Below are 26,112 nucleotides of genomic sequence, written 5' to 3' on the forward strand. Positions count from 1 at the left end.
CTAGCTTATTTCGCCATGTTCGGAAGGTTCTCATGAAAATCAATCGCCGGCTCGCCGGCTTCGCCGCACTACCCGCCGTCGCCACGCTCCTACTCGCCGGTTGTGGAAGTAGCGACGCAGCGCCCTCTACCGAGACCAGGTCTGCCGACCAGTCCTGGAGTTACACAACGGGATACGGAAACACGATCACCCTCGACCACGCCCCGGAGCGGATCGTCGTCGACGCGTACTCCGCTGCGGCTCTGTGGGACTACGGCATTCGGCCGGTCGGCATCTTCGGTTACGGCGTCGGCAATCCAGACGTCACCGATCGCGCTGACGAGTCGACGATGACCGTCGTCGGCCGTGAAGGTGAACTCAGCGCGGAAGCTCTTGCGGCGCTGGACCCAGACCTGGTCATCGGGTACGGCAACAGCGACGACCCGACACGATGGACTTGGTGGGACGAGCCGATGGGCAAGACCGTCAACAATGTTGCACCGTTTGTCGGCGTCAAGTTCTCCGGAGCCTCGACACCGGACGTGTTGAACGAGTACGCCTCACTCGCCGAAGCTCTCGGCGGGGACACCGACACAGCCGCAGCACGCGAGGGCAAGGAAGCATTCGAATCCGGTGCAGAGCGCATCCGAACTGCTGCGGCCAAGGTCGACGACATCGAAGTCCTCGCCCTGAACGGTGACAGCTCCGAGTTGTACGCAGGCACAACGGCGCTCGCTCAGTTCGGTTACCTGAAGGAACTGGGCGTGAAGTTCACCGGTCCGGGAGGTGACAAGGGCTGGGCCGATCTCAGCTGGGAACAGGTACCGGACTATCCGGCGGACATCGTGTTCCAGTTCGCGAAGTCGGCAGAGGCATTCGCGGCATCACCCGTGTTCGTCAAGCTGCCCGCGGTGACCGCGAACCAGGTGATCGACTTCGACGACAAGCGTCCCAACACCTACGCCAATTACGGCGCCTGGTTCGAGCAGGTTGCACAACTACTCGACCAGGCCCGCAACGTCGCCTGAATTACTGCCCAGTAGTGATTCGTCCGGCCGCTTCCTCGAGAACGTCGAGGAAGATGGCCGCGGTGAGCGCAAATCCTTGGTTGTATCGCGCGTCGCTGGTCAACACGTTGCCCGCTTGAACTGCAGGCAACCGCTGCCACGTCGGCTGCGACTTGATCGCGTCGAGCGCTTCCTGATCGCGTGCTTGGGCGATGATCACATCCGCCGGAGCCAAGGTGTCGAGTTGCTCGAACGACAACTCGAACGAGTTCTCTGCATTGTCGTCGTCACGGAAAAGCACGTCCAGGCCGGCATCGAGTGCAACACTGATTCGCAGATTCCGCTGATGCACAAGGAAGCCCGTCGGCGTCTGAACGCCGAACACGATCTTCTTTCCGCCCAGCTTCTCCTGCAACATCGGTCGCAGTCTCGCGAGCTTGTCGTCGTACTCCGCAATGGAAGCCTCGGCGATCGTCACCCGGTCGAGCTGGCTCGCCTGCGCCATCAGAGCACCTCGCCAGTCGACCGGGTGCCCGGCAATCGGTTCGACGTCGTCGCCGACGACCAACAGCGGCGCGATGGAAGACAAGCGCTCGGTGCCGTACCAGTCACTGGTGTATCCGATCGCAGTGATGACGATCAGATCGGGCTCGAGAGCGAGCAGAGCCTCGAAGTTGGTGGAGAAGTCGCCGGCGACGTTGACGAAGCTCGCGTCCTCGATGGTGCGGCCGGGAAACTGGAATCCTGCCTTGGCGTCGGGGAACCAGAAGTTGCCCGATCCGACGATCGGGTAGTCCATCATCATCGCGAATTCGAGGTCGACGCGGCCGTCGAGCACCACCACACGCTTCGGGTCGCGCGGAACGTCGCCGCTGAACTCGGCCCACGTGTACGGGAGAGTGTCACTGGCAGAGTCGGATTCGCCATCGGAGCTTCCGCAGGCGCTCAGCGCCAATGCTGCAGCCACACCAGCTGCGCCACCGAAGAATCGGCGTCGCGAAATGCGGTCGACGATCTGAGCCCACTCCGTGTCGGTAACCTGCGCATCCAGGACGAGTGTCATACCTTTGCTCCTTCGATGTTTCGCTGACGCTCGCGTCCCAGCGGAATGACCAGCGGTGTGTGGGAAACCGGATCGTCGATGATGCGGCACGCCATGCCGAACACCTCCTGCACCAGTTCTTCGGTGATGATCTCCGCGGGCGGGCCCTCGGCGACCACCGCGCCGTCCTTCATCGCGATGATGTGAGTTCCGTAGCGGCACGCGTGATTGAGATCGTGAAGCACCGCCACCAGCGTGTGTCCGTCGTTCTCGTTCAGATCGCGGCAGAGTTCCAGCAGCTCGATCTGGTGCGCGATGTCGAGGAACGTCGTCGGCTCGTCCAGTAGCACCAACGGAGTCTGCTGCGCGAGAACCATAGCTACCCAGACACGTTGGCGCTGACCACCGGACAGTTCGTCGACCGGCCTGGCCGACAGATCCGTGACCTTGGTTGCTTCCATCGCCTTGATGACGGCGGCCTCGTCCTCTCGGGACCACTGGCGGATCAGCTTCTGGTGCGGATAACGCCCTCGCGCAACCAGATCGGCGACTTTGATTCCGTCCGGCGCGATCGACGTCTGCGGCAGAAGCCCGAGTCGCCTCGCAACTTCCTTTGCCGGGTACGACGTGATCGTCTTACCGTCGAGAAGGACCTTGCCGGTGGTCGGCTTGAGCAACCGGGACAGCGCACGCAGAAGCGTCGACTTGCCGCAGGCATTGGGACCGACGATGACGGTGAAGCCACCGTCGGGGATTTCGACGTCGAGGTGTTCCGAGATGACGCGCTTGTCGTAACCGATCGTGACGTCCTCGGCGCGAAGCCGATTCGTCCTTTCGACCACGACGGCGGCCGTACTTGTCTCGTTCACGCTGTTCCTCGTTCCTTCACCGATCACTGCTTACGTGCCTCTCGCGCGAGAAGCCATACGAAATAGATGCCACCGATGGAGACGGTGACGACGCCGACCGGCAACTGTGTCGGCGCGAAAGCTCGCTGCGCCACCCAGTCGCTGACCATCAGCAACGCGCCACCCATTGCTGCCGACGGCAGCAGGGTCACTCCGGCACTACCGGTCAATCGCCTCACCAACTGCGGAGCCGCCAGCGAGACGAACCCGATGGGACCGGCCGCTGCTGTCACCATGGCCGTCAGGGCGACGCCGAGAACAACCAGGGAAAGCCGCGTGGGTTCGGCCCGGACGCCGAGCGCCTTGGCGGCGTCGTCGCCCATCTCGAGCATCTGCATCCGCCTGCCCAACACCAGGATCAGCGGAACGAGGATGGCCAGCACGACGACCACCGGCCACACCTGAGTCCAGCCGAGTCCGTTCAACGAACCGGCACCCCACACTGCGGCAGCCATGGCGTCGTCAAGTTTCGCCTTGAGGATCATCCAGGTGTTGACCGAGCCCAACATCGCGCTGATGGCGATACCGACGATGATCAACCGGAATCCCTGCACACCTCGCTTGTACGCAAGGAGATAAACAACTGCTGCGGTGGCGATTCCGCCCACCAGAGCACCGACTGCGATCTCGTAGTAAGTACCACCGATGAGGAGGATGACCACCAGAGCGCCCGTGTACGCACCGGAGTTGAAGCCGATGATGTCCGGGCTACCCAACGGGTTCCTGGTCAGCGATTGGAAGATCGCACCGCTCATACCGAGCGCCGCACCGAGCATCAGCGCCAACAGAACTCGGGGCAGACGCCATTCCACGACGACCATGTGGATACGCGCGGGGGCTTCGCCGAACAGTGCACCGAGGACGTCCCCGATCGGCACTTGGTAGTCACCACTACCGAGCGCGATGACACCGATGGCCAATGCAAGCGCAACGAGGACGAGGCAGACTGTGACCGTGCGGACGTCGATCCGCGCGGACCAGCCTTCTTTGGGTGAGCGCACCACCGTGGTGGCGCGCCCGAAATCGATGCTCACAGACCGCTCACCTTGCTTCGACGCACCAGCATGATCAGCACCGGAGCGCCGATGAAGGCCGTGACGATGCCGACCTGAAGTTCACCCGGGCGCAGCACGATTCGGCCGACGACGTCGGAGAAGAGAAGAAGAATCGGCGAGCACACCAACGTGTACGGGAGAATCCATCGCTGATCCGGTCCGACGAACCATCTCGCGACGTGCGGAACCATCAATCCGACGAATCCGATCGGCCCGGCCGCAGCTGTCGCCGCGCCGCACAGCAATGTCACCGCGATGACACCGAGGATGCGAGTACGAGTGATGTTGGCACCGAGCGAACGTGCCAGATCGTCACCCAGGGCCACCGCGTTGAGTTGGCGCGCCAACGCGAGCGCCAGGAAGAGCCCGATGAGAATGAACGGTGCGACGGCGAGAACGATTTCCAACGAACGCCCGCTGAGTGAGCCGGCATTCCACTGGCGCATCTGGTCGAAGGCGGTCGGGTTGAGCAAGGTGATCCCGGACGAGATACCGCCGAGCACGGAGCCGATGGCAACACCGGCAAGCGTCAGCCGAATGGGCGTCGCACCACCTCGACCGATCGAGCCCAGCGTGTAGACGATCGCTGTGGCTATCACCGCTCCGAGGAAAGCGAACCATATGTACGACCAGATGCTGGTCAAGCCGAAGACCGCGACGGCAACGACCATCGCGAAGCCCGCGCCGGCATTGACACCGAGAATTCCGGGATCAGCCAAGGGATTTCGTGTCATCGCCTGGATGAGGCCACCGGCCACACCCAGTGCCATACCGACTATCAGACCGAGCAGAGTACGCGGTAGTCGCAGGTCACGGATGATCACGTGATCGTTCGAGTCGTCGTAGTTCACCAGCGCGTCGATCACGGTCCCGAACGGAATGGTCTTCGATCCCACCGCGATACTCAGCAGGAGCACGGCGGCGAGCACCACCAGACACACCAGAAGACCCGCCATACGACGAGAGTTGGTCGATACCAGGCCGTCCGGTTGCTTCTGCTTCTCGTGCAGCGACTCGTCGATCAGTTCTTCGGTGTGTTTGTCGACTGCACTCTTGTCCGCCGCACCGCTGTCGACAGCACTCTTGTCGAATCCAACGGTCACAAGCCGGCGCTCTCTAGAGTCTTCTCGACCTCGTCGCGGATCTCTTCCTCGTCGCGGTCCGATTCCCAAGCCGCATCGAGTGCCGCGCGGACACTTTCGTCGAGGGCCTCGTACTTCGCGTTCCACACCTCGGCTTTGTACGTCCAGTAGCCGATGACCTTGTACTGCTCACCCGGCAACTTCAGTTCGTGGCGAAGGTACTTGCGGATGTCACGGAGCATCGTGCTCTCGCCTGCAACCCACACGTATCCGAGTTCGGTGGGCAAGTTCATCGCGCGAACCGCGTCCGGCAACTTCGACGGTGCAACACCGTTGCCACTGCCGACCAGCCAGATGAACTCGACGTCGGCGTCCGAGGTGATCTGCTGCTTGTGAGACTCGTCCACCACCTCGACGATCGCCTTGGCCGACATCCCGGCGGGCAACTGTTCGATCAAGCGCCCGAGTGCGGGGAGTCCAGTCGCGTCGGCGACGAACACCTGCCAACGTGCGTCGGCCGGGGGCTCGTAGAGGCCACGAGACTCGCCGATCGCCAACTTGTCACCGATCTCGGCCTTCTGTGCCCAGTCGCTGGCGATACCACCCTCGTGAACGACGAAGTCGATCGTCATGCGGCTGGTTTCGGAATCGAACCGTCGCACGGTGTACGGCTGGCACGGGGACGGTTCCGCTCCCTCCGGGTATCGCCAACCGCGCGGTGCATCCGGATCTTCCGCCGGAAGAACGAACTTGCCTGTAGCCGGGACCGGGAAGTGGAGGCGCAGGTATTCGTCACCGGTACCGGTGGTTTCGAAGGCGGTCAGCTCCTCCCCACCGAACACGATACGAACCATTCCCGGGGTCACGTACTCCTTGTGAAGTACCTCGCCGAACACAAGACTCACAACAATCTCCAACATCGATGGAACATGAACCGGACCCGAACACGAGGATCTATCCGACTTCCGGACATAGTTAACCCGTGCTAAGTAAGGTAGACCTTAATTTATTGCAGTGTCGTCGATGAGTCGATGCCTTCTCCGATGCAACGGGGCCAACTACTATCGCAATTCGGCCAACGCAATACGTATGGCCTGTTCACGACAAGTATTGGCACCGGTGTGACTTCTGACTACCGCCCACGATCCCTAGCGTGGACCCAGTGCCTTCGACACCACTTCTTTCGGCCGAGACAAACGGTCCCCCAACCAGCCCGGCGATCACGCCGCGTCAGGTAATCACACGCGCGATCGCTTCCGAAGGTCGCGGAGCCAAGCTGGCGGCCGCGTCCGTCGGCTTCACCGGCCACCAGGTCGCGGAAGCGTTGGTGCCGGTGGTGATCGGTGCGGTCATCGACCGTGCTGTGGCGACCAACGATGCCGCCGCACTCGGAAAGTGGATCCTCGTTCTCGGAATTCTCTTCACCGGCTTGTTGCTCAGTTGGCGCTTCGCGGCGCGCATCTCCGATTCCGTCACCGAGCACGGAGCACATCGCTTGCGGATGGACATCGCGCGCCGAGGCCTCGATCCGCACGGCATGTCGCCGCGGCGTATGCCGGGCGAGGTCTACTCGATTGCAACATCCGACGCGGGTTCGGTGGCCGGATTCACGCACACGCTGAGCACCAAACTTGCGGCCGCCTGCGGAGTGCTGACCGCCGCGATTTCGCTACTGGTGATCTCGGTGCCACTCGGCCTGCTCGTCATCCTCGGCACTCCCCCGGTGCTGGCTCTCATGCAGGTGGTCAGTCGGCCGCTCGAACGCCGAGCCGAAACCGATCAGTGGCAGGGCGCCAAGGCCGGCGCGCTAGCCGCAGATCTACTCTCCGGACTCCGAATCCTCTCCGGAATCGGCGCCGGAGATGCTGCAGCGCAGCGGTATCGGGGAGCCAGCCGGACTTCGTTGGAAGCAACCCTTCGCGCACAGAGATACCAAGCGATGTACTCCGCCGCCAACGTTGCGATCGCCGGCGCTTTCCTCGCCGTCATCGCGTACGTGGGCGGACGGATGGCAGCGTCCGGGAGCATCTCGGTCGGTGAATTCGTTGCCGTGGTTGGTCTGGCACAGTTCCTTCGGGGTCCGTTGATCGACATCATCTACTTCGGCGCCGGTCTGGCACGGGCGCGTGCTTCCGCCAACCGCGTCGCAGCACTTCTCGGGACCACCGAGGCTGTGACTCCCGCGGGTGAACCTGTGTCCCTGAATCACTCCGAGTTCCTGACGCTGCGCGACGTCGTGTTGGCCGGAGCGTCACCAGTCGATCTCGACGTCAAACGCGGCGAGATCATCGGCATCGTCACCGAGAATGCCGCCTGGGCGGATGCGTTGGTCGACGCACTGGCGCGTCGAATCGAGCCTTCGAGCGGAACAATTCATCTCGGCGACAACGCCATTCACGAGCTGCACATCGACGAACTTCGCACTCACGTTCTGGCAGCACCGCACGACGCGGCACTGTTCATCGGCACAGTCGGCGACAACATCGACGCCCTCGCACCGATCGGCAGCCGCAACGACGAGGCCATCGCCGCTGCTGCGGCAGATCAAGTGATCTCGGCACTGCCGCTCGGCCTCGCAACCCGAGTCACCGAGCAAGGGAATTCTTTGTCCGGCGGTCAGCGTCAGCGCATCGCGTTGGCGAGGGCACTGGCGAGCGAAGCTCCCGTCCTGGTCCTGCACGATCCCACCACTGCCGTCGACTCCGTCACCGAAGCGCGCATTGCTCGCGGGATCGCCGAGGTACGCGGGGCGCACGCCACAATACTTCTGACCAGCAGCCCCGTGCTGCTCGATATCTGCGATCGGGTGATCGAGCTGTGAACGAACTACTCCCCACCGCAACACCGAAACAAGCGCGCCGCGCGGCACTTCGGTTGATGGGACCCCACCGGATTTCCGCGATCGCAGCAGTCGTCACCCTGACCGCCGCGACCGCGATCGGTCTGCTCACACCGCTGGTCCTCGGCGCCATGGTCGACGCCGTGACCGACGCAGACGGCGACGCTGTCTCTCGCATCGGCACGCTGACTCTCGCGTTGGTCGGTATCGCGGTTGCCTCATCCCTTCTCGTCGGAGTGAGCAACTACCTGCTCGCCGGCGTCGGCGAGCGCGTTGTCGCCGACCTTCGCGAAGAAGTCGTCGTCCGGGTTCTCGACCTTCCGCAGAGCGACGTCGAACGGGCCGGGCGCGGAGATCTCGTCTCCCGCATCACCGGCGACGTGCGGTTGGTGACCCGGGCCGTATCCGAAGCACTTCCGGTTTTTGCCACCGCGGCACTGACCATCGTGTTGACCCTGATCGGATTGGGTAGCCTCGATTGGAGATTCGCCGTCGCCGCGGTGATCGCGGCACCCATCCAGATCCAGGCGCTGCGCTGGTACCTCTCGAGGTCGGCACCGGTCTACCGCGAGGAGCGGGAGGCAGAAGGTGCACGTGCGCAACAGCTCCTGGACTCGCTGAGCAACTCCGACACCGTCGGATCGCTTCGCCTGGCCGAGTCGCATCTCGAACAGATCGAATCTCGATCGATGACGGCCGTCCGGCTGAGCTTGTTGACCACGCGTCTACGCACCAGGTTCTTCGGCCGGCTCAACATCGCGGAGTTCATCGGCCTGTCCGCTGTGCTGATCACCGGCTTCTGGCTGGTGAAAGACGGTCAGATCAGCATCGGTGCCGCCACCGCCGCAGCCCTGTTCTTCCACCGCCTCTTCGATCCGGTGGGCGCGGTTCTCAGCGTGTTCGACGAATTGCAGGAAGGCACAATCGCGATGGCTCGCCTGGTCGGAGTCACGCTTGCGCCCGTGCCATCCGCACCGACCGATCCGCAGGAACCTGTCGACAGCTCAGCTTCTTTGGAACGCGTCACATTCTCGTACCGAAGCGGCGACGCTCCTGTTCTGCGAGACATCGACATCACCATTCCGGCAGGAACCGTCACCGCACTGGTGGGCGCTACCGGAGCCGGAAAATCTACAGTCGCAAAGCTGATCGCGGGAACCTACGAACCGACCGAAGGCGTCGTGAAGATCGGGACGGTGCCCCGGAACGAACTGCCACCGTCGACATCTCGGAGCGCGGTGGCCCTCGTGACTCAGGAGGTCCACGTCTTCGCCGGCACGTTGGCCGAGGATCTGCGGCTGGCCGACCCGTCGGCAACCGACAACGACATCACCGCGGCGCTCGATACCGTCGGCGCGTCGGATTGGCTGCGGGCTCTCCCGGACGGACTCGAAACCGTGGTCGGGGACGGTGGACACCGGCTGACCGCAACACAGGCACAACAACTTGCGTTGGCAAGAATCGAATTACTGGATCCGCCGCTGCTGATTCTCGACGAGGCGACCGCCGAAGCGGGCAGCGCCGGAGCCAGGGTCCTCGACGACGCCGCTCTCGCTCTGACCCGGGGTCGCACTGCTGTCACAGTGGCACACCGACTCTCACAGGCCGTCGACGCCGATCAGATCCTGGTGATGGACGACGGCCGCGTCGTCGAGCACGGCTCTCACGACGAGTTGGTCAACCTCGGGGGTCGGTATGCGGAGCTGTGGGAAGCGTGGTCCGCTCCGCGGAGTTGACCGCGACGGTTGCACCGACACTTCCGCCCGGTGCAACCCAACTCAAGCGTGCAGAAGGTACGGCACCGATTCGGGCGCCACATTCCCCTTGTTCATCATGCTGCCGGGTGTGCGGCCGGTGACCCGGCGGAACACTGCGACAAAGGCACTCGGAGTTTCGTATCCGACCCGCCTACTGACAACCGAAACCGGCACTCCAGCAGCTAAATACGTCAATGCTGCGCGGACACGTACCTGAATTCGCCACTGCGCAAAAGTCATTCCCGTGCCCTGCGCGAACACACGCGTCAGCGTACGGACGCTACCGCCAGCCGTCAGCGCCCATTCGGACAGCGACCGCTGGTCTGCCGGATTGGCGACCAACGCTTCGGCGACGAACAACGCTCGCGGATCGGTCGGCATCGGAACCTCCACCGCAGCGACTTCGAGCGGCTGCAACATGTCGAAGGCCACCCGCTCGGCGCGACTGCGCGCCTCGTCGGGCATGTTCCGCCGATGCATGTGCAGGAGTACCTCACGCAGGAGAGCGCTGACACCGAACAAGCCCGGAACACCCGACGGCGCCTCGTGAGCCTCGGGCCGGAAGTAGGTGCAGAAGAACTCCGTACCCGGACCGGCCTTCACGGCATGCAACGCCCCGGCAGGCAGCCACAGTCCGGCCGAAGGCGGCACCTCCCAAGTGATGCCGTCAGCGACAACCGTGAGCATTCCACCGGAGTTTCCCCAGATCAGCTCATGTTCAGGATGACGATGCGGGGCCCACTGCCGCTGATGAGAGAGCTTCAGAGTCACCGTTGTCATCGAGTAGGGGTGATCGATGGAACGCGGCCCCACGGGCACCGAAATTCTCTCTGCCACAGCTGTCATGAAGACGAGTATAGGACTTTCGTTAGGCATACCTAAATAGGAACCCGGAAATTGTTGACTGTGACCCCAGAGTTACACATACCAGGGTCCCCGATATCGTGACTGCAACTCCCGGCTACGGGTCGGCAACGAGAGGTACATGATGGTTGACGCATCACGAATCCCGGTCATCGTCGGCGTCGGCGATCTGCGCTGGAATCCTGCCGACGGGCACCGCGAACCCCTCGATCTGATTCACGACGCCACCGTCGGCGCGTTGAACGACAGTGGACACGCTGAACTGGGAACACAGATCGATTCCGTGTTCGCGATCAAGACAGTCAGCTGGTCGTACGACGATCTCCCCGGGCTGCTTGCCTCACGATTAGGCGCGACCCCCACGGTCACCTCTACCTCGCCGATCGGTGGCCACTGGCCCGCGGCGCTCCTCGATCGGATCGGCGCGGCCATCGCTCGCGGTGAATCCTCGGCTGCTCTGCTCGTGGGCGGCGAATCGCACGCCAGCAGCACCGCGCTGCGAAAGTCCGGAGTCGCCCCCGACTCGATCGGGTGGACAGCCGCGCCCGGTGGGCCTCCCGGATTCGATCCGACCGACCTGGGAAGCCCCGAAATGCAGCGCGCCGGTTTCATCGTGCCGACTCGTGTCTACCCGCTCTTCGAGAACTGTTTCAGTGCTGCCGAGGGCCACGACGCCCGTGAATCGCTCGACTGGTCCGCGCGGATGTACGCCGCGTTCTCGGAACTGGCTTCGAAGAATCCCGCCTCCTGGACGTCGGAGATCCGATCGGCAGACGAGATCGGCACCGTCGGCCCCGGCAATCGGATGGTCTCCGAGCCGTACCCGCTGATGCTCAACGCCATGCCTTTCGTCAATCAGGCTGCGGCCGTTGTCGTCTGCTCGTTGTCGACGGCCCGCGAGTTCGGGATCGATGAAAACAAGCTGGTGTACCTCTGGGGCGGCGCAGGTGCGAGTGATCCGTTGGACATACTCAGCCGCAACAGCTTCGACAGCTCGGCCGCGATGCATGACGCCGTACATCGCACACTCGACGGTGCCGGAGTCGGCGCCGACGCACTCGACATCGTCGATGCCTACAGCTGCTTCCCGATCGTGCCCAAGCTGTTGATCCGCGAACTCGGACTTCCCGATACCGCGATCCCAAGCGTCACCGGAGGACACTCGTTCTTTGGCGGACCGCTCAACAGCTACACCCTGCATTCCGTCGCTGAAGTCACCAGGCGAATTCGCGACGGCGCGAACCTTGCCCTCGTCCACGGCAACGGTGGATTCCTCACCTACCAGCACTGCGTACTGCTGTCGTCCGCCGCTCATGCCGACGGGTACGTCGGTGATCCCGACGCACGCGCTTTGACCCCGGAGGCTCCGGAACTGATCACCGATTACCAGGGCACTGCAAAAATTGTCACTGCCTCTGTCGAATACGGTCGCACCGGGGAGCCTGAGATCGGGTTCGTGATCGCGGCAACGCCGGACGGCCGCCGCGTCGCCGGTCACACCGGTCCCGAGAATGCCTCCGAACTGACCCAGCTTCGCGGTGACAACCCTCCGTCGATCGGGCGAACTGTTCACATCAGCGACGAGAACGGGCGACTCACGCTCACGTTCTGACAGTAGCGTTCTGACAGTAGCGTTCTGACAGTAGCGTTCTGACAGTAGCGTTCTGACAGTAGACAGCCGTGAGCACCGGGGCATGGTGATGCCCCGGTGCTCACGTCTTCAGTTGTCGCGATTCACGCCGCCGTGGGTGGGCTGTTCCCGCCGATCGGCTGCTGATACGGATCCACCGACATCGGCGGATAAAACACCGTCTTCCGATCCGGCCCGATCTCCACCCGCCACTCCGTGTGGTGCAGCGTCCGATGGTGATGACCGCACAACAAGATCAGATTGTCGAGATCCGTTGGGCCGCCATCGTTCCAGTGAACAATATGGTGGGCATCGCACCACCCCGACGGTGTCCCGCATCCCGGGAACGCGCACCCACCATCACGAACCGCCAACGCCCGCCGCTGCGGCGCCGTCGCGGTCCTTGCTTCTTTGCCGCAGTCGAGCGGAACCCCGTTCTCGTCCAACAAAATCCGGGTGACCGTGCAGTCGCAGGCCAACATCCGTGCGGTGTCGATACTGATCGGGCCCACCCAATCCGTCCACGCGAAACCCAGTTCCTGAGTCGACGGCAAGAGGTCTTTCAGAACTTTAAGGTCTGTCATATCTTTCGCCGACGCAGTCACCGTGATGTGCGGTTTAACCCCGCCCTCGATCGGACCCAACCCCGCCCGCTCGTACCGCCGCAGTAGTTCGCAGAACCCGTCCGCCCGTCGTAGCGCCGGCGTGCGGGCGTCCTTCACGCCGTCTTTCTCCGGCGTCGGCGCCGACAGGCTCGACAGCAACGTGATCAGACGTGCCCCGTTCACAGCATCCAGGTCGCCCTTCACGGTCACCCGCCCGTACAACCCTTTCGAGGCGTAGAACTCGTTACGCTCCGAATCCTCACCCACCGGAACGCCGTCTTCGCGTTTGCCGTACTGCTTCTCGATCCGCCGGATCGCTGCCCGCACCGCATCACAATCGGCGATGTTCTTCGACGCCAACCCCAACAGAATCCCGCGGGCCTTGTCCACATCCGCCGGCGTCATGTTCTTCGGCGGATGCTGACAAAACGACGCCACCTGCCGCGCCTTCAACGCATCCACGTCACCGCGATGGAATGCATCCGCGACAACAGGTTCGAGCATCAACAACCGCGCCAACCCGACCAGCAGGCTGCACTCACCGATCTCCAGATTCGTCGAACCATGCAACCACTGCGCGATCGCCCGAAAACCCTTCCCGCCGAGAACCTCACGGGAAAACATCTCCACGATCAGCAACACCATCCGCGACTGCAATTCGTGTCGGGCGCGCACCAGATCCAGAACCTCACTCTTGAGGTCCTCGCCATCCAGCTGCCACGCTTCCCGACTGTCCATGCTCAAAGTTTAATCGAACATACTTTCGATAACCAGAGACAAACCGGACAACTTCGGGAACCTGAAGACTCGAGACCTGTTGAAGTACATCACCATTCAGCTAGCCGTCAAAGACGACGCGATAGAGTACGTATCCCGCGAAACACACAATCGCAACAACGCACAGCACAAGCAGGATGTCGAAAAAGATGACCACGCTTCACCCCAATCAGTTCGACCCACCGGCCACTTCTCCGTGCGGAGAAATTCTCCAAGCGGAGAAGAGGATATCACGGTATCTTCTCTGCGTGGAGAAATCGACTCGAGAAGCACTTCTGGACGCCGGGCTCGACCTGCTGGGCCGGGTTGGGTTTCGAGCCTGGTCGATGAGAGGCGTCGAAGACGAGGCGGGCGTGCCACACGGCAGCGCACGGCACTACTTCGGAAATCAACGTGGACTGATAGTCGAGGTGGTGCGACACCTTCTGGACGGCGATCTTCCTCGCCCAGGCGAGACGCCGAAGCAACAGGTGGCCCGGTGGCTGGGGCCTGAATCCGGCCGCACTCGGGCGCGTTACGAACTGATCATCGCGTCATTCCACGATCCCGACCTCGCAGTGGAACTGGTGCGTGGTCGGGATCGGTTTGTCGACATCCTGGTCGAACGCGGCATGACCTCGTCCGATGCAACGGAGTTCGTCGCAGCACTGGACGGGCTCGTTCTGGACGCACTGCTGCGCAGGCATGCTCCGGAAACCCTGGATCCCGAGCGAATCTTCAAGAGGTTCGCAGCGAAGTTCCCCTAGCCGTCCAGCTCGGCGAAGAGCTCCATCCACTGCTCTTCGGCGGCTTCCTTGTCGGCGATGACCTGCTTGAGTTCTGCGCCGAGTTTCTGCAGCTTGTCCGGGTCGGTGGCCGCGTCGGCGAGGGAAGCGTGCAGCTTCTTCTCTCGGTCGTCGAACTTCGCAATGGACCGCTCGAGCTTCGAAAGTTCCTTGCGTGCAGCGCGATCCGCGGCGCCGTCGCGGACCTGCTTGCTCTTCGACGCACCACTCGCCGTCGAAGCCACCGACGGGTTGTCGCCATCCCCCATTGCTGCGCGCCGACGCAGGTAGTCCTCGATACCACCGGGCAGGTTGGTGAGCTTGCGGTCACCGAAGAGCGCCCAGGTGGTGTCACAGATGCGCTCGATCAGGTACCGGTCGTGCGAGATGACCACCATGGTGCCCGCCCAGCCGTCGAGCAGATCTTCGAGTTGCTGAAGCGTGTCGATGTCGAGATCGTTGGTCGGCTCGTCGAGAAGCAGGACGTTGGGCTCGGCCATGAGGACACGTGTCAACTGCAGACGTCGGCGCTCACCACCGGAGAGATCACCGACTGGGGTGCGCTGACGCGCCGGTGTGAAGCCCAACCGCTCAGCCAGCTGACCCGCCGATACTTCCTTGTCTCCCAGCGTGATTCGCTCGGCTACATCCTTGACCGCGTCAAGTACGCGCATGTCGGTCGGTAGATCGTCGAGTTCCTGCTTGAGCCAACCGATGTGGACGGTCTGCCCCTGAATGCGCTTTCCGGCGGCAGGCTCGAGTTCGCCGGCCAGAGTCCGCAGCAGAGTCGTCTTGCCCGAGCCGTTGACACCGACCAGGCCTACACGCTCACCTGGAGCGAGACGCCAGGTCAGATCCTCGACGAGTACACGGCCGTCCGGAGTCTCCAGACGCGCGTCTTCGAGTTCGATGACAACCTTGCCGAGCCGACGCTGCGCGAACGACGCAAGAGCGACCGCGTCACGAGGTGCCGGAACGTCGGCGATCAGGGCCTCTGCGGCCTCGATGCGGTACTTCGGCTTGGACGTACGGGCCGGCGCACCGCGGCGCAGCCATGCGAGTTCCTTGCGCGCAAGGTTGCGTCGACGCTCTTCGGAAGCGTCAGCCTGACGCGAGCGCTCGGCGCGAGCGAACACCCAGTCGTTGTAGCCACCCTCGTAGCTTTCGACGCCGCCGCCGACAACCTCCCAGGTGCGGGTGGCGACGGTGTCGAGGAACCAGCGATCGTGGGTCACGACGACAAGCGCGCTGCGACGCGAGACGAGGTGCTCGGCCAACCACTGAACACCTTCGACGTCGAGGTGGTTGGTGGGCTCGTCGAGCACCAGCAGGTCGAGGTCCTGAACCAGGGCCGCAGCGAGAGCCACGCGGCGACGCTCACCGCCGGACAGGCCGTCGACCTTGGCGTCCAATGCGGACCGCTCGCCGCCGGCGCCCAAGTTGTCGATGCCGATACCCGAGAGCACCGAACGGATGCGCGCGTCGCCGGCCCATTCGTGTTGCGCCACTCCGAGCGGCCCCAGGACCACTTCACCGACAGTGGAGCCGGGAGGCAGCACACCGCGCTGCGTCACGACGGCCATACGCAATCCGCCGACGCGGCTCACGCGTCCCGAATCCGGCTGCTCCACACCCGCGAGGACTTCGAGCATGGTCGTCTTACCGCCACCGTTGAGGCCGACGACGCCGATGCGCTCGCCCTCCTCGACGCCCAGGGAGACCCCGTCGAGCAACGGCTTGACGCCGAAAGACTTCGACACGTTTTCCAGATTGATCAGATTCGCCATCAGTGCTGTCCCTTTGCCGCATTGTCGAGTATTCGTGCTCCGGGAACGGGTCCGCTCGCCACGCGAACGGTGCGGCACACCCCCGCTCCCGCAAGTTCTGCGCTCACTTCCACCGCGGACTGTGCGTCGGCGCAGAGAAAGGCGCATGTCGGTCCGGAGCCGGAGACGATGCCGGCCAAAGCTCCGGCTTCGACGCCCGCTCGAAGCGTCCGTCGTAGATCCGGGTTGAGTGAGAGTGCCGCAGCCTGCAGATCGTTGCCGAGCAGCGGCGCAAGCAGATGAGCGTCACCCGTGGTCAGTGCCTGGATCAACGCATCGGCGCTCCCCACCCGTTTCGGGGAGCCTTCTGCCCGCAGCTTGTCCAGCTCGCGGAACACGACCGGTGTGCTCAAGCCGCCCTTGGCCAGCGCCAACACCCAGTGAAAAGTGTGGCGGGTCAAGACGGGGACAAGTTGTTCGCCGCGGCCGGTTCCGAGGGCAGTGCCACCGTGCAGCGAGAACGGAACGTCACTCCCGAGGCGTGCCGCAAAAGCGTCGAGATCAGGCCGCGAGAAGTCGAGCTTCCACAAAGCGTTGAGCGCAACCAAAGCGGCGGCTGCGTCGGCACTCCCGCCGGCCATTCCGCCTGCGACGGGGATGCCTTTCTCGATGACTATCTCGACGTTCGGGGCCACGCCACCCTCGACGGCGAGCATCTCGGCGGCACGCCACACGAGGTTGGTGCGATCGGTCGGCACGGCCGCGGCGTCGTCGCCGATCACCCGCACGGTCAAGGTGTCCGCAGGCGTCACCGTGAGGGTGTCTGCCAGCGACAATGCCTGAAAAACCGTCGTCAGCTCGTGATAGCCGTCGTCTCGCAGGTCCCCGACGGCAAGGTGGAGATTCACCTTGGACGGGGCCCGGACGACTACGGGGCGTGGAACGACGGAGAGCACAAGGAACAACAATAGGCGCTGCGAACACCTGGGCGAAAACCTGCGACCGCCGCACCCCGTCCGACAGACAGCGCACCCATGCTATTTCACGGCTCGAACCCCAACGCCGAGCCCGACCACCGCCACGCCCACGGCGGCGACGATTCCTGCCAGAACGCTGCTCGACGCGAAGTCTCCGGCAAAGAGTGCCCGCTCGGCGTCTACGACGTAGCCGAGCGGATTGATGTTCACGAGGACCTTCATCCAACCTGGTGCGTCCTCGAGTGGAAGCATGGTTCCCGACAGGATCAGGAGCGGGAACATCAGCGTCTGCTGAACGACCCAGAACATCCAATCCTGCTCCCGCACAGCCAGAGCGAGAGCGTACGAGAGCGCACCGAGTCCGACGCCGAACACTCCCAGCAGGACTATCCCGAGCGCGGCTCCCGCTGCATTGACGTCCAATCCGAGCGGAAGTGCGACCAGAATGATCAGAATCGCCTGCGCGGCAAGCGGAACCATCTCCTTGCACGCTCGCCCGATCAACAAGGACGAGCGTCGGAGCGGAGTCACCAACATTCGCTCGTGCGATCCCTGCTGCATCTCCATCAGGAGGTTGGACCCGGTCATCGTCGTTCCGAAGATCGCGATCATCACCAACACACCGGGAATGAACCAATTCCATACGCCGTCACCGGTACCCGGAACCCCTTTGAGCAGAGGCCCGAACAACGCCAACAGGATCAGCGGCTGGATGAGGCTGAAGATGACGCTGACCGGGTCACGCAACATCGGTCGCAGTTCACGACCCATCACGATCGCGCTGTCTCGAACGATGTTGCCGTGCGCGCTACGTGGGGTATCGAGTGTGATTGTCATGGCGGGTTCCTGTTCGTCGTAGTTCTTCGTCGTAGTTCTAGGAAGCGACCGCGGCGGCGCTCTCGCGCAGGCTGCGGCCGGTGAGAGTGAGGAAAACGTCGTCGAGAGTCGGCCTGGTGATGTCGGCAGTAACTGCGCGGGCGCCGCGGGTATCGGCTTCACGCAGCAATACCGGGAGCGTCGAATCACCCTCGCCGGCACGGATACTCACCGAGTTTGCCTCGACCGTGACGTCACGCACAGTGACAAGTTGCTCGGCCACCGACGCTGCGACGGCGGCCGCTTCGGCACTGTCGAAGGTGAGCAGAAGATGATCCCCCGCGAGATCCGCTTTGAGTGCGGCAGCGGTGTTGTCCGCGATGACAGTGCCTTCGTCGATTACGATGACCCGCTCTGCCATCGAATCCGCTTCTTCGAGGTAGTGCGTGGTCAGCACGATCGTGGTGCCCATCTCGCGCCGCAGCCGGAGGATGTGGTCCCAGAGGTTGGCCCGACTCTGCGGGTCCATGCCCGTGGTCGGCTCGTCGAGGAACAGGAGCGGTGGGCGATGGACCAGGCCCAGAGCGATATCGAGCCGCCGTCGCTGCCCGCCGGACAGCGTACTGACCTTTCGAGTACCCAACTCGGTGAGTTCGAGATCACGCAGCAATTCGTCGGCCCGGACCTGCGAGTCGCCCTTGGGCATTCCGTAGCACAACCCCTGCGTCACCAACTCGTCGCGAACCCGCTGGTTGTGGCCGGCTCCGTTCCCCTGTCCGACGTATCCGAGGCTGGAGCGCACCTCGTTTCGTGCCGCAGCGATGTCGAATCCCGCGATCCGCGCAGTACCGGAAGTGGGCTCGAGCAAGGTGGTCAGCATGCGCAACGTCGTCGATTTTCCGGCACCGTTCGGCCCAAGCAAGGCAACCAACTCGCCCTCCGCTACGTCGAGAGTGACTCCCTTGACTGCTTCCACGAGCTTCTTGCCCTGGGCGAAGTGCTTGGTGAGCGCCTTCGTCTCGATCATCGGTCTGCCGTCGTTGATGCGACTCATGATGTGCCCCAATTTCTTCTCGACTGATCGGATGTGGACCAACCTAAATTCAATTGAGGACGCATTGGGTCCTAAATGTTTGGCAGACTTCTGGCCATGAAGGAGACATCGGCTCGCCTACTGCGGTTGCTGTCACTGCTCCAGACGCGTCGAGACTGGTCCGGTGCCGAACTCGCGGACAAACTCGCGATCACCCCGCGCACAGTCAGACGTGACGTGGACCGCCTCCGCGATCTCGGCTACCCGGTCGACGCGACAGTCGGAGTCGGTGGCGGATATCGCCTGGGAGCGGGCGCGGAGATGCCCCCGCTACAGCTCGATGACGAAGAAGTGCTCGCGGTGGCACTTTCACTGCAGTCCGGAGCGACCGGCTCGGTGGTCGGCATCGGCGAGGCCTCGATGCGCGCGCTGGCGAAGCTGCGGCAGATCATGCCGTCGAGGCTGCGACACCGTCTGGAGTCGCTGTCGATCGACGTCGTGCCACGCGAGCCCGCCGCGAGCGCAGTCGATGCGTCGGTCTTGTCCGCCATCGCGTCGGTGTGCCACAACCACGAACGCCTGCGATTCGACTACAGCACTCACGACGGCACCCAGAGCCGGCGCGAGGTGGAACCGTACCGGCTCGTACGGTCGGGTGTCCGGTGGTATCTGGTGGCATGGGATCTCGCTCGCGAAGACTGGCGATCATTTCGCGTAGACAGAATGGAACCCAAGATCCCCACCGGCCCACGATTCGTGCCGCGGGAACTACCCGCCGGTGGTGCAGCAGACTTCGTTTCCCGCGGTGTCGCTCGGGCCTATTCCTCCACGCGCGCAACAGTTCTACTGCATGCACCCATCGAGCAGATAGCACCCATGGTCAGCGAACAGTGGGGATCGGTGGAGTCCACCGACGAAGGGCGTTGCGTCATAGTGCTTTCGGGCACTTCTCTGCGATCGATCGCACACTGGCTCAGAGCTTTCGACGTCGATTTCACCGTTGTGAATCCACCTGAACTCCGCGAGGAATGCCGCACGATCGCGGCGGAGACGGCGGTCGCCACTCAGCGGTATCTCGATGCATGACAGCGTTTTTCACCCAAATACAACAAGACCCCAACTCCGAAGAGTTGGGGTCTTGTCAGTACGTCATGCGTCGGTTGCCCGACTCACATGGACGTCTTAGACGATGGTAACGCCGGTGGCCTGCGGGCCCTTGTTGCCCTGACCGATCTCGAACGCCACGCGCTGGTTCTCCTCGAGAGTGCGGAAGCCGCCACTCTGGATCTCGGAGTAGTGAACGAAGACGTCAGCACTGCCGTCTTCGGGAGCGATGAAGCCGAACCCCTTCTCGGAGTTGAACCACTTCACGATGCCCTCTGCCATGTAAATCTCCTCTAACACAGTGTCAACAGGCAGTCGCTTCGACCGCCCGGGTCACTTACTACGACCGTTCTGAGACAAATCCGTGGAGGATGTCCAAACGCTCGCAACCTAACCATTTGCGAGCGTGGAAACACAAACACAAACACTTACGACCAACACAAGTAGACCACACATCCGCCGCGTTGTCTTCCCTGAGGCCTTCATCACTACCCAGCCCGTTGACAGGCATACCCCCTGGGGGTACCTTCGATTGCAGAGCGATACCTACACCGGGTATCCGTAAAATAAGCTTTCCACAACCGAAGGGACCTGCGATGACCACCGCCGAATACACCGTTTCCGGAATGACCTGCGGACACTGCGTCGGATCCGTCAAGGAAGAGATCGGCAACATCGCGGGAGTAACCGCGGTCGATGTCGAACTGGCGAGCGGACGCGTCGTCGTCACCAGCGATGCTCCCGTCTCCGCAGCCGACGTCGTCGCAGCAGTCGACGAAGCCGGCTACGCAGTCGTACCAAGCTGAGTCAGCCGTGCGCACCTCGACAACACTTGCCGCCTACGCCGTAGGGCTGGTCGCCGTCTTCGGCGCCGCCCTCGGCGTGGGGGCCGCAATCGGAAGCCCGATAGACATGTCCACCACCCAGCACAGCACCCACGAATCAACCACAGAATCGATGCCAGGCATGGATTCGGCAACACCTGCAGGACTCGAAGTCTCTTCCGGCGGATACACACTCACCGATGTGACCGCACCCGGTCGAGCTGGGGAGCCGGGAACCTTGACCTTCCGGATTCTCGACGACACCAACACGCCCGTCGTCGATTTCGACCTCCTGCACGAGAAGAAACTCCACCTCATTGTCGTCCGAAACGACACCAGCGAATTCCGCCACGTACATCCGTCCCTCGCTGCAGACGGCACCTGGTCGATCGACTGGGCCTGGCCCGCCGCCGGCACCTACCGAGTCTTCGCGGACTTCGATCCCACCGACGGCACCCAACTGACACTCGGCCGAAACTTCGACGTGGCAGGCGAATTCACTCCTGCGCCGCTACCTGCGAAGAGCGCGACCGCAACCGTCGACGGATACACCGTGACTCTCGACGGTGATCTGACCACTGCCGGCGGCCCGATCACGCTGAGCGTTGCTCGCGACGGAGCCCCGGTCACCGATCTCGATCCGTACCTCGGTGCCTTCGGTCACCTCGTTGCCCTGCGCACCGGCGACCTCGCCTACCTGCACGTGCACCCCGAAGGCGAGCCAGGCGACGGCGTCACAGCTCCTGGTCCGGACATTTCCTTCCACGCACAGGCACCGAGCGAAGGCACATACCGGCTGTTCCTCGACTTCCAGCACGAAGGCGTGGTTCGGACCGCCGAATTCACTGTTGATGCAGGCACTTCCACGGCTTCAGTTCCAGACAATCACGAGGGAGGGCACTGATGACGTCACCGACTGCGGTCGACAATGCTGCCAACTCGAGCAGCGTCGAACTCGCGATCACCGGGATGACCTGCGCCTCCTGCGCGTCACGAATCGAGAAGAAGCTCAACAAGATCGACGGCGTCACAGCCACTGTCAACTACGCGACTGAGAAGGCCAAGGTCACCTTCCCGGACGGGGTACCCGTCGAAGATCTGGTCACTGCCGTCGAGAACGCCGGTTATTCCGCCGCGCTCCCCAAGCCGCCCAGCGCGCCGGACACCGTCGACTCGGATGCGGAAACCCCGCAGGATCGTGATCTGCGCGAGCTTCGTACCCGCCTGATCATCTCGACTCTTCTCTCCGTGCCGGTCATCGCTATGGCAATGATTCCTGCGCTGCAATTCGACAACTGGCAGTGGCTCTCCCTCACGCTGGCCGCACCGGTCATCGTGTGGGCGGCCCTCCCCTTCCACCGGGCTGCCTGGGTGAACCTGCGTCACGGCGCGGCCACGATGGACACGCTCATCTCGCTGGGCACCATCTCGGCCTTCGTCTGGTCGCTCTACGCACTGTTCTTCGGCACTGCGGGCGAAGCCGGTATGAAGCACGCCTTCCGGTTGACGGTCGACCGGATGGACGGCAGCGCCAACATCTACCTCGAAGTTGCCGCGGGCGTCATCACGTTCGTGCTGGCCGGACGCTACTTCGAGCACAAGTCCAAGCGCACGTCCGGCGCCGCACTACGCGCACTCATGGAACTCGGTGCGAAAGACGTCGCGGTATTGCGCAACGGCGTCGAAGTACGAATCCCCGCCGAAGAACTGGCAGCGGGCGACTCTTTCATCGTCCGGCCCGGCGAGAAGATCGCCACCGACGGCATCATCACCGAGGGCCGCTCAGCCGTCGACATGAGCATGTTGACGGGTGAATCCGTGCCGGAGGAAGTCGGTGTCGGGGACACTGTCGTCGGCGCCACCGTCAATGTCGGTGGAACCTTGACCGTCGAGGCAACCCGGGTCGGGAGCGACACCCAACTCGCCCAGATGGCGGCACTGGTCGAAGACGCCCAGAACGGCAAGGCCGAAGTTCAGCGCCTCGCCGATCGGATCGCCGGTATCTTCGTGCCGGTCGTCATCGCGATTGCCGTTGCGACACTGGGCTACTGGCTCGGTACCGGTAACCCCATCGAGATGGCCTTCACCGCTGCGGTCGCCGTGCTGATCATCGCGTGCCCCTGTGCCCTCGGATTGGCAACGCCCACAGCCCTGTTGGTGGGCACGGGTCGCGGAGCTCAGATGGGAATCCTCATCAAGGGACCCGAGGTGCTCGAATCGACGCGCGCAGTCGACACCGTCGTGCTCGACAAGACGGGAACCGTCACCACCGGTCAGATGACATTGCTGGACACCGTGGTGGGCGAAGGAACAACCGTCGACGAGGTCCTTCGGCTGGCGGGCGCACTCGAACATCGCTCCGAGCACCCCATCGCCGCAGCGATCGCGAAGGGTGCGACCGAAGCCGTGGGCGAATTGCCTACGGTCGAGGATTTCGTGAACGTCGCCGGGCGCGGCGTGCAGGGAATGGTCGACGGTCACGCAGTCGTCGCGGGCCGAGACGCGCTGCTCGCCGACTGGTCGATGCCGTTGCCGGAAAATCTCCGCGAGGCGAAGGCTGCAGCAGAGAAGGCCGGGCGCACCGCAATCGCGGTGGGCTGGGACGGCAAGGCGCACGGCATCCTCGTGATCGCCGACGCGGTCAAGGACACGAGCGCCGAAGCAATCGCGCAGTTGAAAGCACTCGGCCTCGAACCGGTTCTGCTGACCGGTGACAACGCCACCGTTGCTCGCACTGTCGCGGATCAGGTCGGGATCAGCACCGTCTTCGCCGAGGTCATGCCTGCGGACAAGGTCGACGCCGTCAAGAAACTGCAAGCGGAAGGACGCGTCGTGGCCATGGTCGGCGACGGCGTGAACGACGCGGCAGCCCTGGCTCAGGCCGATCTCGGCCTGGCGATGGGCACGGGTACCGACGTTGCGATCGAGGCCAGCGACATCACTCTGGTGCGAGGTGACCTGCGGTCGGCAGCCGATGCAATTCGACTGTCCCGCAAGACGCTCAAGACCATCAAGGGCAACCTGTTCTGGGCATTCGCCTACAACACGGCTGCGATCCCGCTGGCTGCGGCCGGCCTGCTCAACCCGATGCTCGCCGGTGCCGCAATGGCATTCAGCAGTGTGTTCGTGGTGAGCAACAGCCTGAGGTTGCGGCGGTTCAAATAAGGGGGCAAGCCCCCTGTGCGCGGTTAGGGAGTCCCTGCACTCCTTAACCGCGCACGGGGCTATTCGCCTCCAGCCAGCCGAACGAAGGCTGCTGCGTCGAGCATCTCGCCACGCGTCTGTGGCTCGATGCCGGCAGCGAGGAGCCGTCGTTCGGCCTCGGCAGGCGAACCTGCCCAACCGCTGAGAGCGGCACGCAAAGTCTTGCGGCGCTGCGCGAATGCGGCGTCGATCGCCGCAAAAACCTGCTTGCGGTGCTTCTCGTCCATCGGCCACGGCGGCTCCGCATACCGGTCGATACGAACCAGTCCTGATTCGACCTTCGGCACCGGCCAGAACACGTTGCGTCCGACGGCACCGGCGCGGCGAACCTCGCCGAAGAAGTTGGCCTTGACGCTGGGAACGCCGTAGATCTTGCTTCCCGGATCAGCCGCCAGGCGATCGGCAACCTCGGCTTGCACCATCACGAGTGCGGTCCGCAGACTCGGAAGCGACGCGAACAGGTGCAACAGCACCGGCACCGCGACGTTGTACGGCAGGTTCGCGACCAGCGCGGTCGGCTCGCCGGGAATCTGTGAAGGCAGCACACGCATCGCGTCGGCTTCGACGACGGTCAGTCGATCGGCCAGTTCCGGCGCTCGCTCGGCCACCGTCTTCGGCAGGCGAGCCGCGAGGTTGGGATCGATCTCGACCGCGATCACACGATCGACGACGTCCATCAGCGCCATCGTCAGCGAACCGAGACCAGGCCCTACCTCGAGAACGACGTCGTCACGTGTCACGCCTGCCGTGGTGACGATGCGCCTCACGGTATTGGCGTCGTGAACGAAGTTCTGCCCCAACTGTTTCGTGGGCCGGACACCGAATTCCTCGGCAAGAGCGCGCACCTCGACCGGACCGAGCAGGGCTGCCTGCCCGCGCGGAGTAGCGATGGGTTCGTTCGATTGTTCGGCGTCTGACACCAGTAGAACTTATCCCAGTCCGAGGCGACCCGAGCACGACGGCCATGCGCCCCAGCCCTGAGTGCGCTGGGTCTGTGTCGCAATCGCGATCTGTTCTTCACGGGTGGCGAGGTCGGCGCGGGGCGCATACTTCAACCCGCCCTGTCGTTCCCAGGTGTTCTGATCGAACTGCACGCCGCCGTAGAAACCGTTGCCGGTGTTGATGGCCCAGTTACCGGTGGCCTCGCACTGTGCGAGCGCATCCCACGTCGAACCGTTCTCCACGGGCGGCACCTCGGTGCCCGGCTTCGTTCCGACACGCACGACCTTCGGCTGCGCCGGTGTGGTGATCGTCTCCGAGACCTGGGTACGTCCGGCTTCGACACCGTTGACGAGATTCACGGCGAACGTCACGTCACGCACGCCGGGCACGCCCGGGTTCTCGACGATCGTGCGACTCTGGTTCATCGTCGGATCCTCGATGCGCTGATCCGGCGGATCGAGCGGCAAGGTCTCGACCTTGTTCTCGGTGCGGTTGCGCGTCACCGTGACCTCCAGGCCCTCGGTCAGTGGAGCGTCGGCGGCGGGAACCACCGTGTCCGACTGCTCGAGCGGAGTGCCGTTGGCGGTAAGGAACTCCCCGACCGTCGGCGCCGCGATACGCACGTCTGCTGCCGCGTTTGCGCCGTCGACCAGTTTTGCGACGACCGGTGTCAGCACGTCGAGCGCGGCGCCGTCCAGCGGAAGACGCTGCGAGCGCGAAGCCGACACGTGCACATCCGCCGCGACGTCCAACTGCTTCAACGCGTCGTCGACGGTCAAGGCTGTGGTCCAGAGCTTCTGCGGCTGACCGTCGACCGTCAGCGTGATCTCACGGGCACGACGGAGCACCACGGTGTCGCCGTCGGACAGCGAAGCGTCGGCCGCGGGAGCAACTGCATCCTTGTCACCGATCGGGTAACCCGCGTCCTCGAGAGCGCCGTCGACGTTGGTCGACATGGTGCTCAGGCGAATCTGCTCACCGTCGACATCGAGAGTGATGGTCTTGTGCCGGACGACGGCCAGAACACCACCCACGAGAACCGTCAGGAGAAGAGCGGCGATCGCCGAGTACAACAACGGCGACCTGGTCGAGTTGATCTTGGCGAACGGTGACATCGGTTCCTGTGTTCTGTGAGGT

23 protein-coding genes are annotated in these 26,112 nt (G+C 63.5%); 9 read left to right on the forward strand and 14 right to left on the reverse strand.

From position 1 onward, the window contains the following. The first annotated feature begins 32 nt into the window (after nucleotides 1-32). Nucleotides 33-1,007, forward strand: coding sequence for an ABC transporter substrate-binding protein (locus P0M12_RS03765; protein WP_050654512.1), 975 nt, complete (start codon nucleotides 33-35; stop codon nucleotides 1,005-1,007). A gap of 1 nt (nucleotide 1,008) precedes the next feature. On the opposite strand, the gene P0M12_RS03770 is transcribed toward P0M12_RS03765, so the two are convergent. Genes P0M12_RS03770 through P0M12_RS03790 form a run of 5 tightly spaced genes read right to left on the reverse strand, consistent with a single transcriptional unit; the run spans nucleotide 1,009 to nucleotide 5,978 of the window. After that, a complete protein-coding gene (locus P0M12_RS03770) occupies nucleotides 1,009-2,049 on the reverse strand; it encodes an ABC transporter substrate-binding protein (RefSeq protein WP_050654511.1) in 1,041 nt (346 codons plus the stop codon). Then, complete coding sequence (locus P0M12_RS03775) at nucleotides 2,046-2,897, reverse strand: ABC transporter ATP-binding protein (protein WP_042449225.1); 852 nt, start codon at nucleotides 2,895-2,897, stop codon at nucleotides 2,046-2,048. Before P0M12_RS03775 ends, P0M12_RS03770 begins: the two co-directional genes overlap by 4 nt. Nucleotides 2,898-2,920: 23 nt before the next feature. Next, nucleotides 2,921-3,970 carry an iron-enterobactin ABC transporter permease gene (fepG, locus tag P0M12_RS03780; protein ID WP_003946259.1) on the reverse strand — a complete coding sequence of 350 codons (1,050 nt, stop codon included), beginning with the start codon at nucleotides 3,968-3,970 and terminating at the stop codon, nucleotides 2,921-2,923. Further along, entirely contained in the window at nucleotides 3,967-5,094 is a 1,128-nt protein-coding gene (locus tag P0M12_RS03785) for a Fe(3+)-siderophore ABC transporter permease (protein WP_003946222.1), read from the reverse strand. Before P0M12_RS03785 ends, fepG begins: the two co-directional genes overlap by 4 nt. Continuing rightward, on the reverse strand, nucleotides 5,091-5,978 hold the full coding sequence (locus P0M12_RS03790; protein ID WP_235808371.1) for a siderophore-interacting protein: 888 nt from the start codon (nucleotides 5,976-5,978) through the stop codon (nucleotides 5,091-5,093). Before P0M12_RS03790 ends, P0M12_RS03785 begins: the two co-directional genes overlap by 4 nt. Nucleotides 5,979-6,235: 257 nt before the next feature. Between P0M12_RS03790 and P0M12_RS03795 the strand changes: the two genes are divergently transcribed. Continuing rightward, nucleotides 6,236-7,894: an ABC transporter ATP-binding protein gene (locus tag P0M12_RS03795; protein ID WP_257207855.1), complete on the forward strand. Its 1,659-nt coding sequence runs from the start codon at nucleotides 6,236-6,238 to the stop codon at nucleotides 7,892-7,894. Next, complete coding sequence (locus tag P0M12_RS03800; protein ID WP_193595072.1) at nucleotides 7,891-9,648, forward strand: ABC transporter ATP-binding protein; 1,758 nt, start codon at nucleotides 7,891-7,893, stop codon at nucleotides 9,646-9,648. The genes P0M12_RS03795 and P0M12_RS03800 overlap by 4 nt, the downstream gene beginning before the upstream one ends. Before the next feature lie 42 nt (nucleotides 9,649-9,690). Here the strand turns inward: P0M12_RS03800 and P0M12_RS03805 are convergent, their stop codons facing one another. Next, nucleotides 9,691-10,515: an AraC family transcriptional regulator gene (locus P0M12_RS03805; protein ID WP_277377457.1), complete on the reverse strand. Its 825-nt coding sequence runs from the start codon at nucleotides 10,513-10,515 to the stop codon at nucleotides 9,691-9,693. Between the two features lie 139 nt (nucleotides 10,516-10,654). Here P0M12_RS03805 and P0M12_RS03810 point away from each other — a divergent pair, with 139 nt between their 5' ends. Then, nucleotides 10,655-12,145: an acetyl-CoA acetyltransferase gene (locus P0M12_RS03810; RefSeq protein ID WP_277377458.1), complete on the forward strand. Its 1,491-nt coding sequence runs from the start codon at nucleotides 10,655-10,657 to the stop codon at nucleotides 12,143-12,145. A gap of 122 nt (nucleotides 12,146-12,267) precedes the next feature. On the opposite strand, the gene P0M12_RS03815 is transcribed toward P0M12_RS03810, so the two are convergent. Further along, nucleotides 12,268-13,506, reverse strand: a complete 1,239-nt coding sequence (locus P0M12_RS03815; protein WP_277377459.1) for an HNH endonuclease signature motif containing protein — start codon at nucleotides 13,504-13,506, stop codon at nucleotides 12,268-12,270. A gap of 287 nt (nucleotides 13,507-13,793) precedes the next feature. On the opposite strand from P0M12_RS03815, the gene P0M12_RS03820 reads away from it, so the two are divergent. After that, nucleotides 13,794-14,291 (forward strand): TetR family transcriptional regulator, encoded by a 498-nt coding sequence (locus P0M12_RS03820; RefSeq protein WP_277377460.1) that lies wholly within the window; start codon nucleotides 13,794-13,796, stop codon nucleotides 14,289-14,291. On the opposite strand, the gene P0M12_RS03825 is transcribed toward P0M12_RS03820, so the two are convergent. The 4 genes from P0M12_RS03825 to P0M12_RS03840 all read right to left on the reverse strand — a co-directional run bounded on the left by P0M12_RS03825 (nucleotide 14,288) and on the right by P0M12_RS03840 (nucleotide 18,922). Further along, nucleotides 14,288-16,096 carry an ABC-F family ATP-binding cassette domain-containing protein gene (locus P0M12_RS03825; protein ID WP_003946255.1) on the reverse strand — a complete coding sequence of 603 codons (1,809 nt, stop codon included), beginning with the start codon at nucleotides 16,094-16,096 and terminating at the stop codon, nucleotides 14,288-14,290. The two genes, P0M12_RS03820 and P0M12_RS03825, sit on opposite strands and share 4 nt — an antisense overlap. Then, the gene (locus tag P0M12_RS03830; RefSeq protein WP_162113678.1) at nucleotides 16,096-17,031 is read right to left on the reverse strand and encodes a 4-(cytidine 5'-diphospho)-2-C-methyl-D-erythritol kinase; all 936 of its coding nucleotides are present in this window, start codon (nucleotides 17,029-17,031) and stop codon (nucleotides 16,096-16,098) included. Before P0M12_RS03830 ends, P0M12_RS03825 begins: the two co-directional genes overlap by 1 nt. A gap of 81 nt (nucleotides 17,032-17,112) precedes the next feature. Then, a complete protein-coding gene (locus tag P0M12_RS03835) occupies nucleotides 17,113-17,889 on the reverse strand; it encodes an ABC transporter permease (protein ID WP_003946226.1) in 777 nt (258 codons plus the stop codon). Nucleotides 17,890-17,926: 37 nt separating this feature from the next. Beyond that, entirely contained in the window at nucleotides 17,927-18,922 is a 996-nt protein-coding gene (locus P0M12_RS03840) for an ATP-binding cassette domain-containing protein (RefSeq protein WP_007729013.1), read from the reverse strand. Nucleotides 18,923-19,018: 96 nt separating this feature from the next. On the opposite strand from P0M12_RS03840, the gene P0M12_RS03845 reads away from it, so the two are divergent. Further along, nucleotides 19,019-19,987, forward strand: coding sequence for a YafY family protein (locus P0M12_RS03845; protein ID WP_030536310.1), 969 nt, complete (start codon nucleotides 19,019-19,021; stop codon nucleotides 19,985-19,987). 96 nt (nucleotides 19,988-20,083) lie between these two features. Here P0M12_RS03845 and P0M12_RS03850 read toward each other — a convergent pair whose 3' ends face one another. Next, nucleotides 20,084-20,287 carry a cold-shock protein gene (locus P0M12_RS03850; RefSeq protein WP_003946232.1) on the reverse strand — a complete coding sequence of 68 codons (204 nt, stop codon included), beginning with the start codon at nucleotides 20,285-20,287 and terminating at the stop codon, nucleotides 20,084-20,086. A 314-nt stretch (nucleotides 20,288-20,601) separates the two neighbouring features. Between P0M12_RS03850 and P0M12_RS03855 the strand changes: the two genes are divergently transcribed. From P0M12_RS03855 to P0M12_RS03865, 3 genes are read left to right on the forward strand one after another with little or no spacing between them, the layout of a single operon-like run. Continuing rightward, on the forward strand, nucleotides 20,602-20,811 hold the full coding sequence (locus P0M12_RS03855; RefSeq protein ID WP_003946267.1) for a heavy-metal-associated domain-containing protein: 210 nt from the start codon (nucleotides 20,602-20,604) through the stop codon (nucleotides 20,809-20,811). A 7-nt stretch (nucleotides 20,812-20,818) separates the two neighbouring features. After that, the gene (locus P0M12_RS03860) at nucleotides 20,819-21,733 is read left to right on the forward strand and encodes a hypothetical protein (protein ID WP_007729015.1); all 915 of its coding nucleotides are present in this window, start codon (nucleotides 20,819-20,821) and stop codon (nucleotides 21,731-21,733) included. Beyond that, nucleotides 21,733-23,994 (forward strand): heavy metal translocating P-type ATPase, encoded by a 2,262-nt coding sequence (locus tag P0M12_RS03865; RefSeq protein WP_277377461.1) that lies wholly within the window; start codon nucleotides 21,733-21,735, stop codon nucleotides 23,992-23,994. Before P0M12_RS03860 ends, P0M12_RS03865 begins: the two co-directional genes overlap by 1 nt. A gap of 59 nt (nucleotides 23,995-24,053) precedes the next feature. Here P0M12_RS03865 and rsmA read toward each other — a convergent pair whose 3' ends face one another. Both rsmA and P0M12_RS03875 read right to left on the reverse strand, forming a co-directional pair. Next, nucleotides 24,054-24,953, reverse strand: a complete 900-nt coding sequence (gene rsmA, locus P0M12_RS03870; RefSeq protein ID WP_003946263.1) for a 16S rRNA (adenine(1518)-N(6)/adenine(1519)-N(6))-dimethyltransferase RsmA — start codon at nucleotides 24,951-24,953, stop codon at nucleotides 24,054-24,056. Nucleotides 24,954-24,962: 9 nt separating this feature from the next. Beyond that, on the reverse strand, nucleotides 24,963-26,090 hold the full coding sequence (locus P0M12_RS03875; RefSeq protein WP_007729017.1) for a resuscitation-promoting factor: 1,128 nt from the start codon (nucleotides 26,088-26,090) through the stop codon (nucleotides 24,963-24,965). Between the last annotated feature and the right edge of the window lie 22 nt (nucleotides 26,091-26,112).

This window comes from Rhodococcus sp. RCBS9 (assembly GCF_029457415.1).
In the GTDB taxonomy this organism is placed as follows: domain Bacteria; phylum Actinomycetota; class Actinomycetes; order Mycobacteriales; family Mycobacteriaceae; genus Rhodococcus_F; species Rhodococcus_F qingshengii.

Coding starts and splice junctions, on each gene's coding strand:
- P0M12_RS03805 (WP_277377457.1), bottom strand. CDS start 10,515: ATGACAGCTGTGGCAGAGAGAATTTCGGTGCCCGTGGGGCCGCGTTCC.
- P0M12_RS03845 (WP_030536310.1), top strand. CDS start 19,019: ATGAAGGAGACATCGGCTCGCCTACTGCGGTTGCTGTCACTGCTCCAG.
- P0M12_RS03850 (WP_003946232.1), bottom strand. CDS start 20,287: ATGGCAGAGGGCATCGTGAAGTGGTTCAACTCCGAGAAGGGGTTCGGC.
- P0M12_RS03770 (WP_050654511.1), bottom strand. CDS start 2,049: ATGACACTCGTCCTGGATGCGCAGGTTACCGACACGGAGTGGGCTCAG.
- P0M12_RS03810 (WP_277377458.1), top strand. CDS start 10,655: ATGATGGTTGACGCATCACGAATCCCGGTCATCGTCGGCGTCGGCGAT.
- P0M12_RS03875 (WP_007729017.1), bottom strand. CDS start 26,090: ATGTCACCGTTCGCCAAGATCAACTCGACCAGGTCGCCGTTGTTGTAC.
- P0M12_RS03765 (WP_050654512.1), top strand. CDS start 33: ATGAAAATCAATCGCCGGCTCGCCGGCTTCGCCGCACTACCCGCCGTC.
- P0M12_RS03855 (WP_003946267.1), top strand. CDS start 20,602: ATGACCACCGCCGAATACACCGTTTCCGGAATGACCTGCGGACACTGC.
- P0M12_RS03840 (WP_007729013.1), bottom strand. CDS start 18,922: ATGAGTCGCATCAACGACGGCAGACCGATGATCGAGACGAAGGCGCTC.
- P0M12_RS03825 (WP_003946255.1), bottom strand. CDS start 16,096: ATGGCGAATCTGATCAATCTGGAAAACGTGTCGAAGTCTTTCGGCGTC.
- P0M12_RS03865 (WP_277377461.1), top strand. CDS start 21,733: ATGACGTCACCGACTGCGGTCGACAATGCTGCCAACTCGAGCAGCGTC.
- P0M12_RS03835 (WP_003946226.1), bottom strand. CDS start 17,889: ATGACAATCACACTCGATACCCCACGTAGCGCGCACGGCAACATCGTT.
- P0M12_RS03815 (WP_277377459.1), bottom strand. CDS start 13,506: ATGGACAGTCGGGAAGCGTGGCAGCTGGATGGCGAGGACCTCAAGAGT.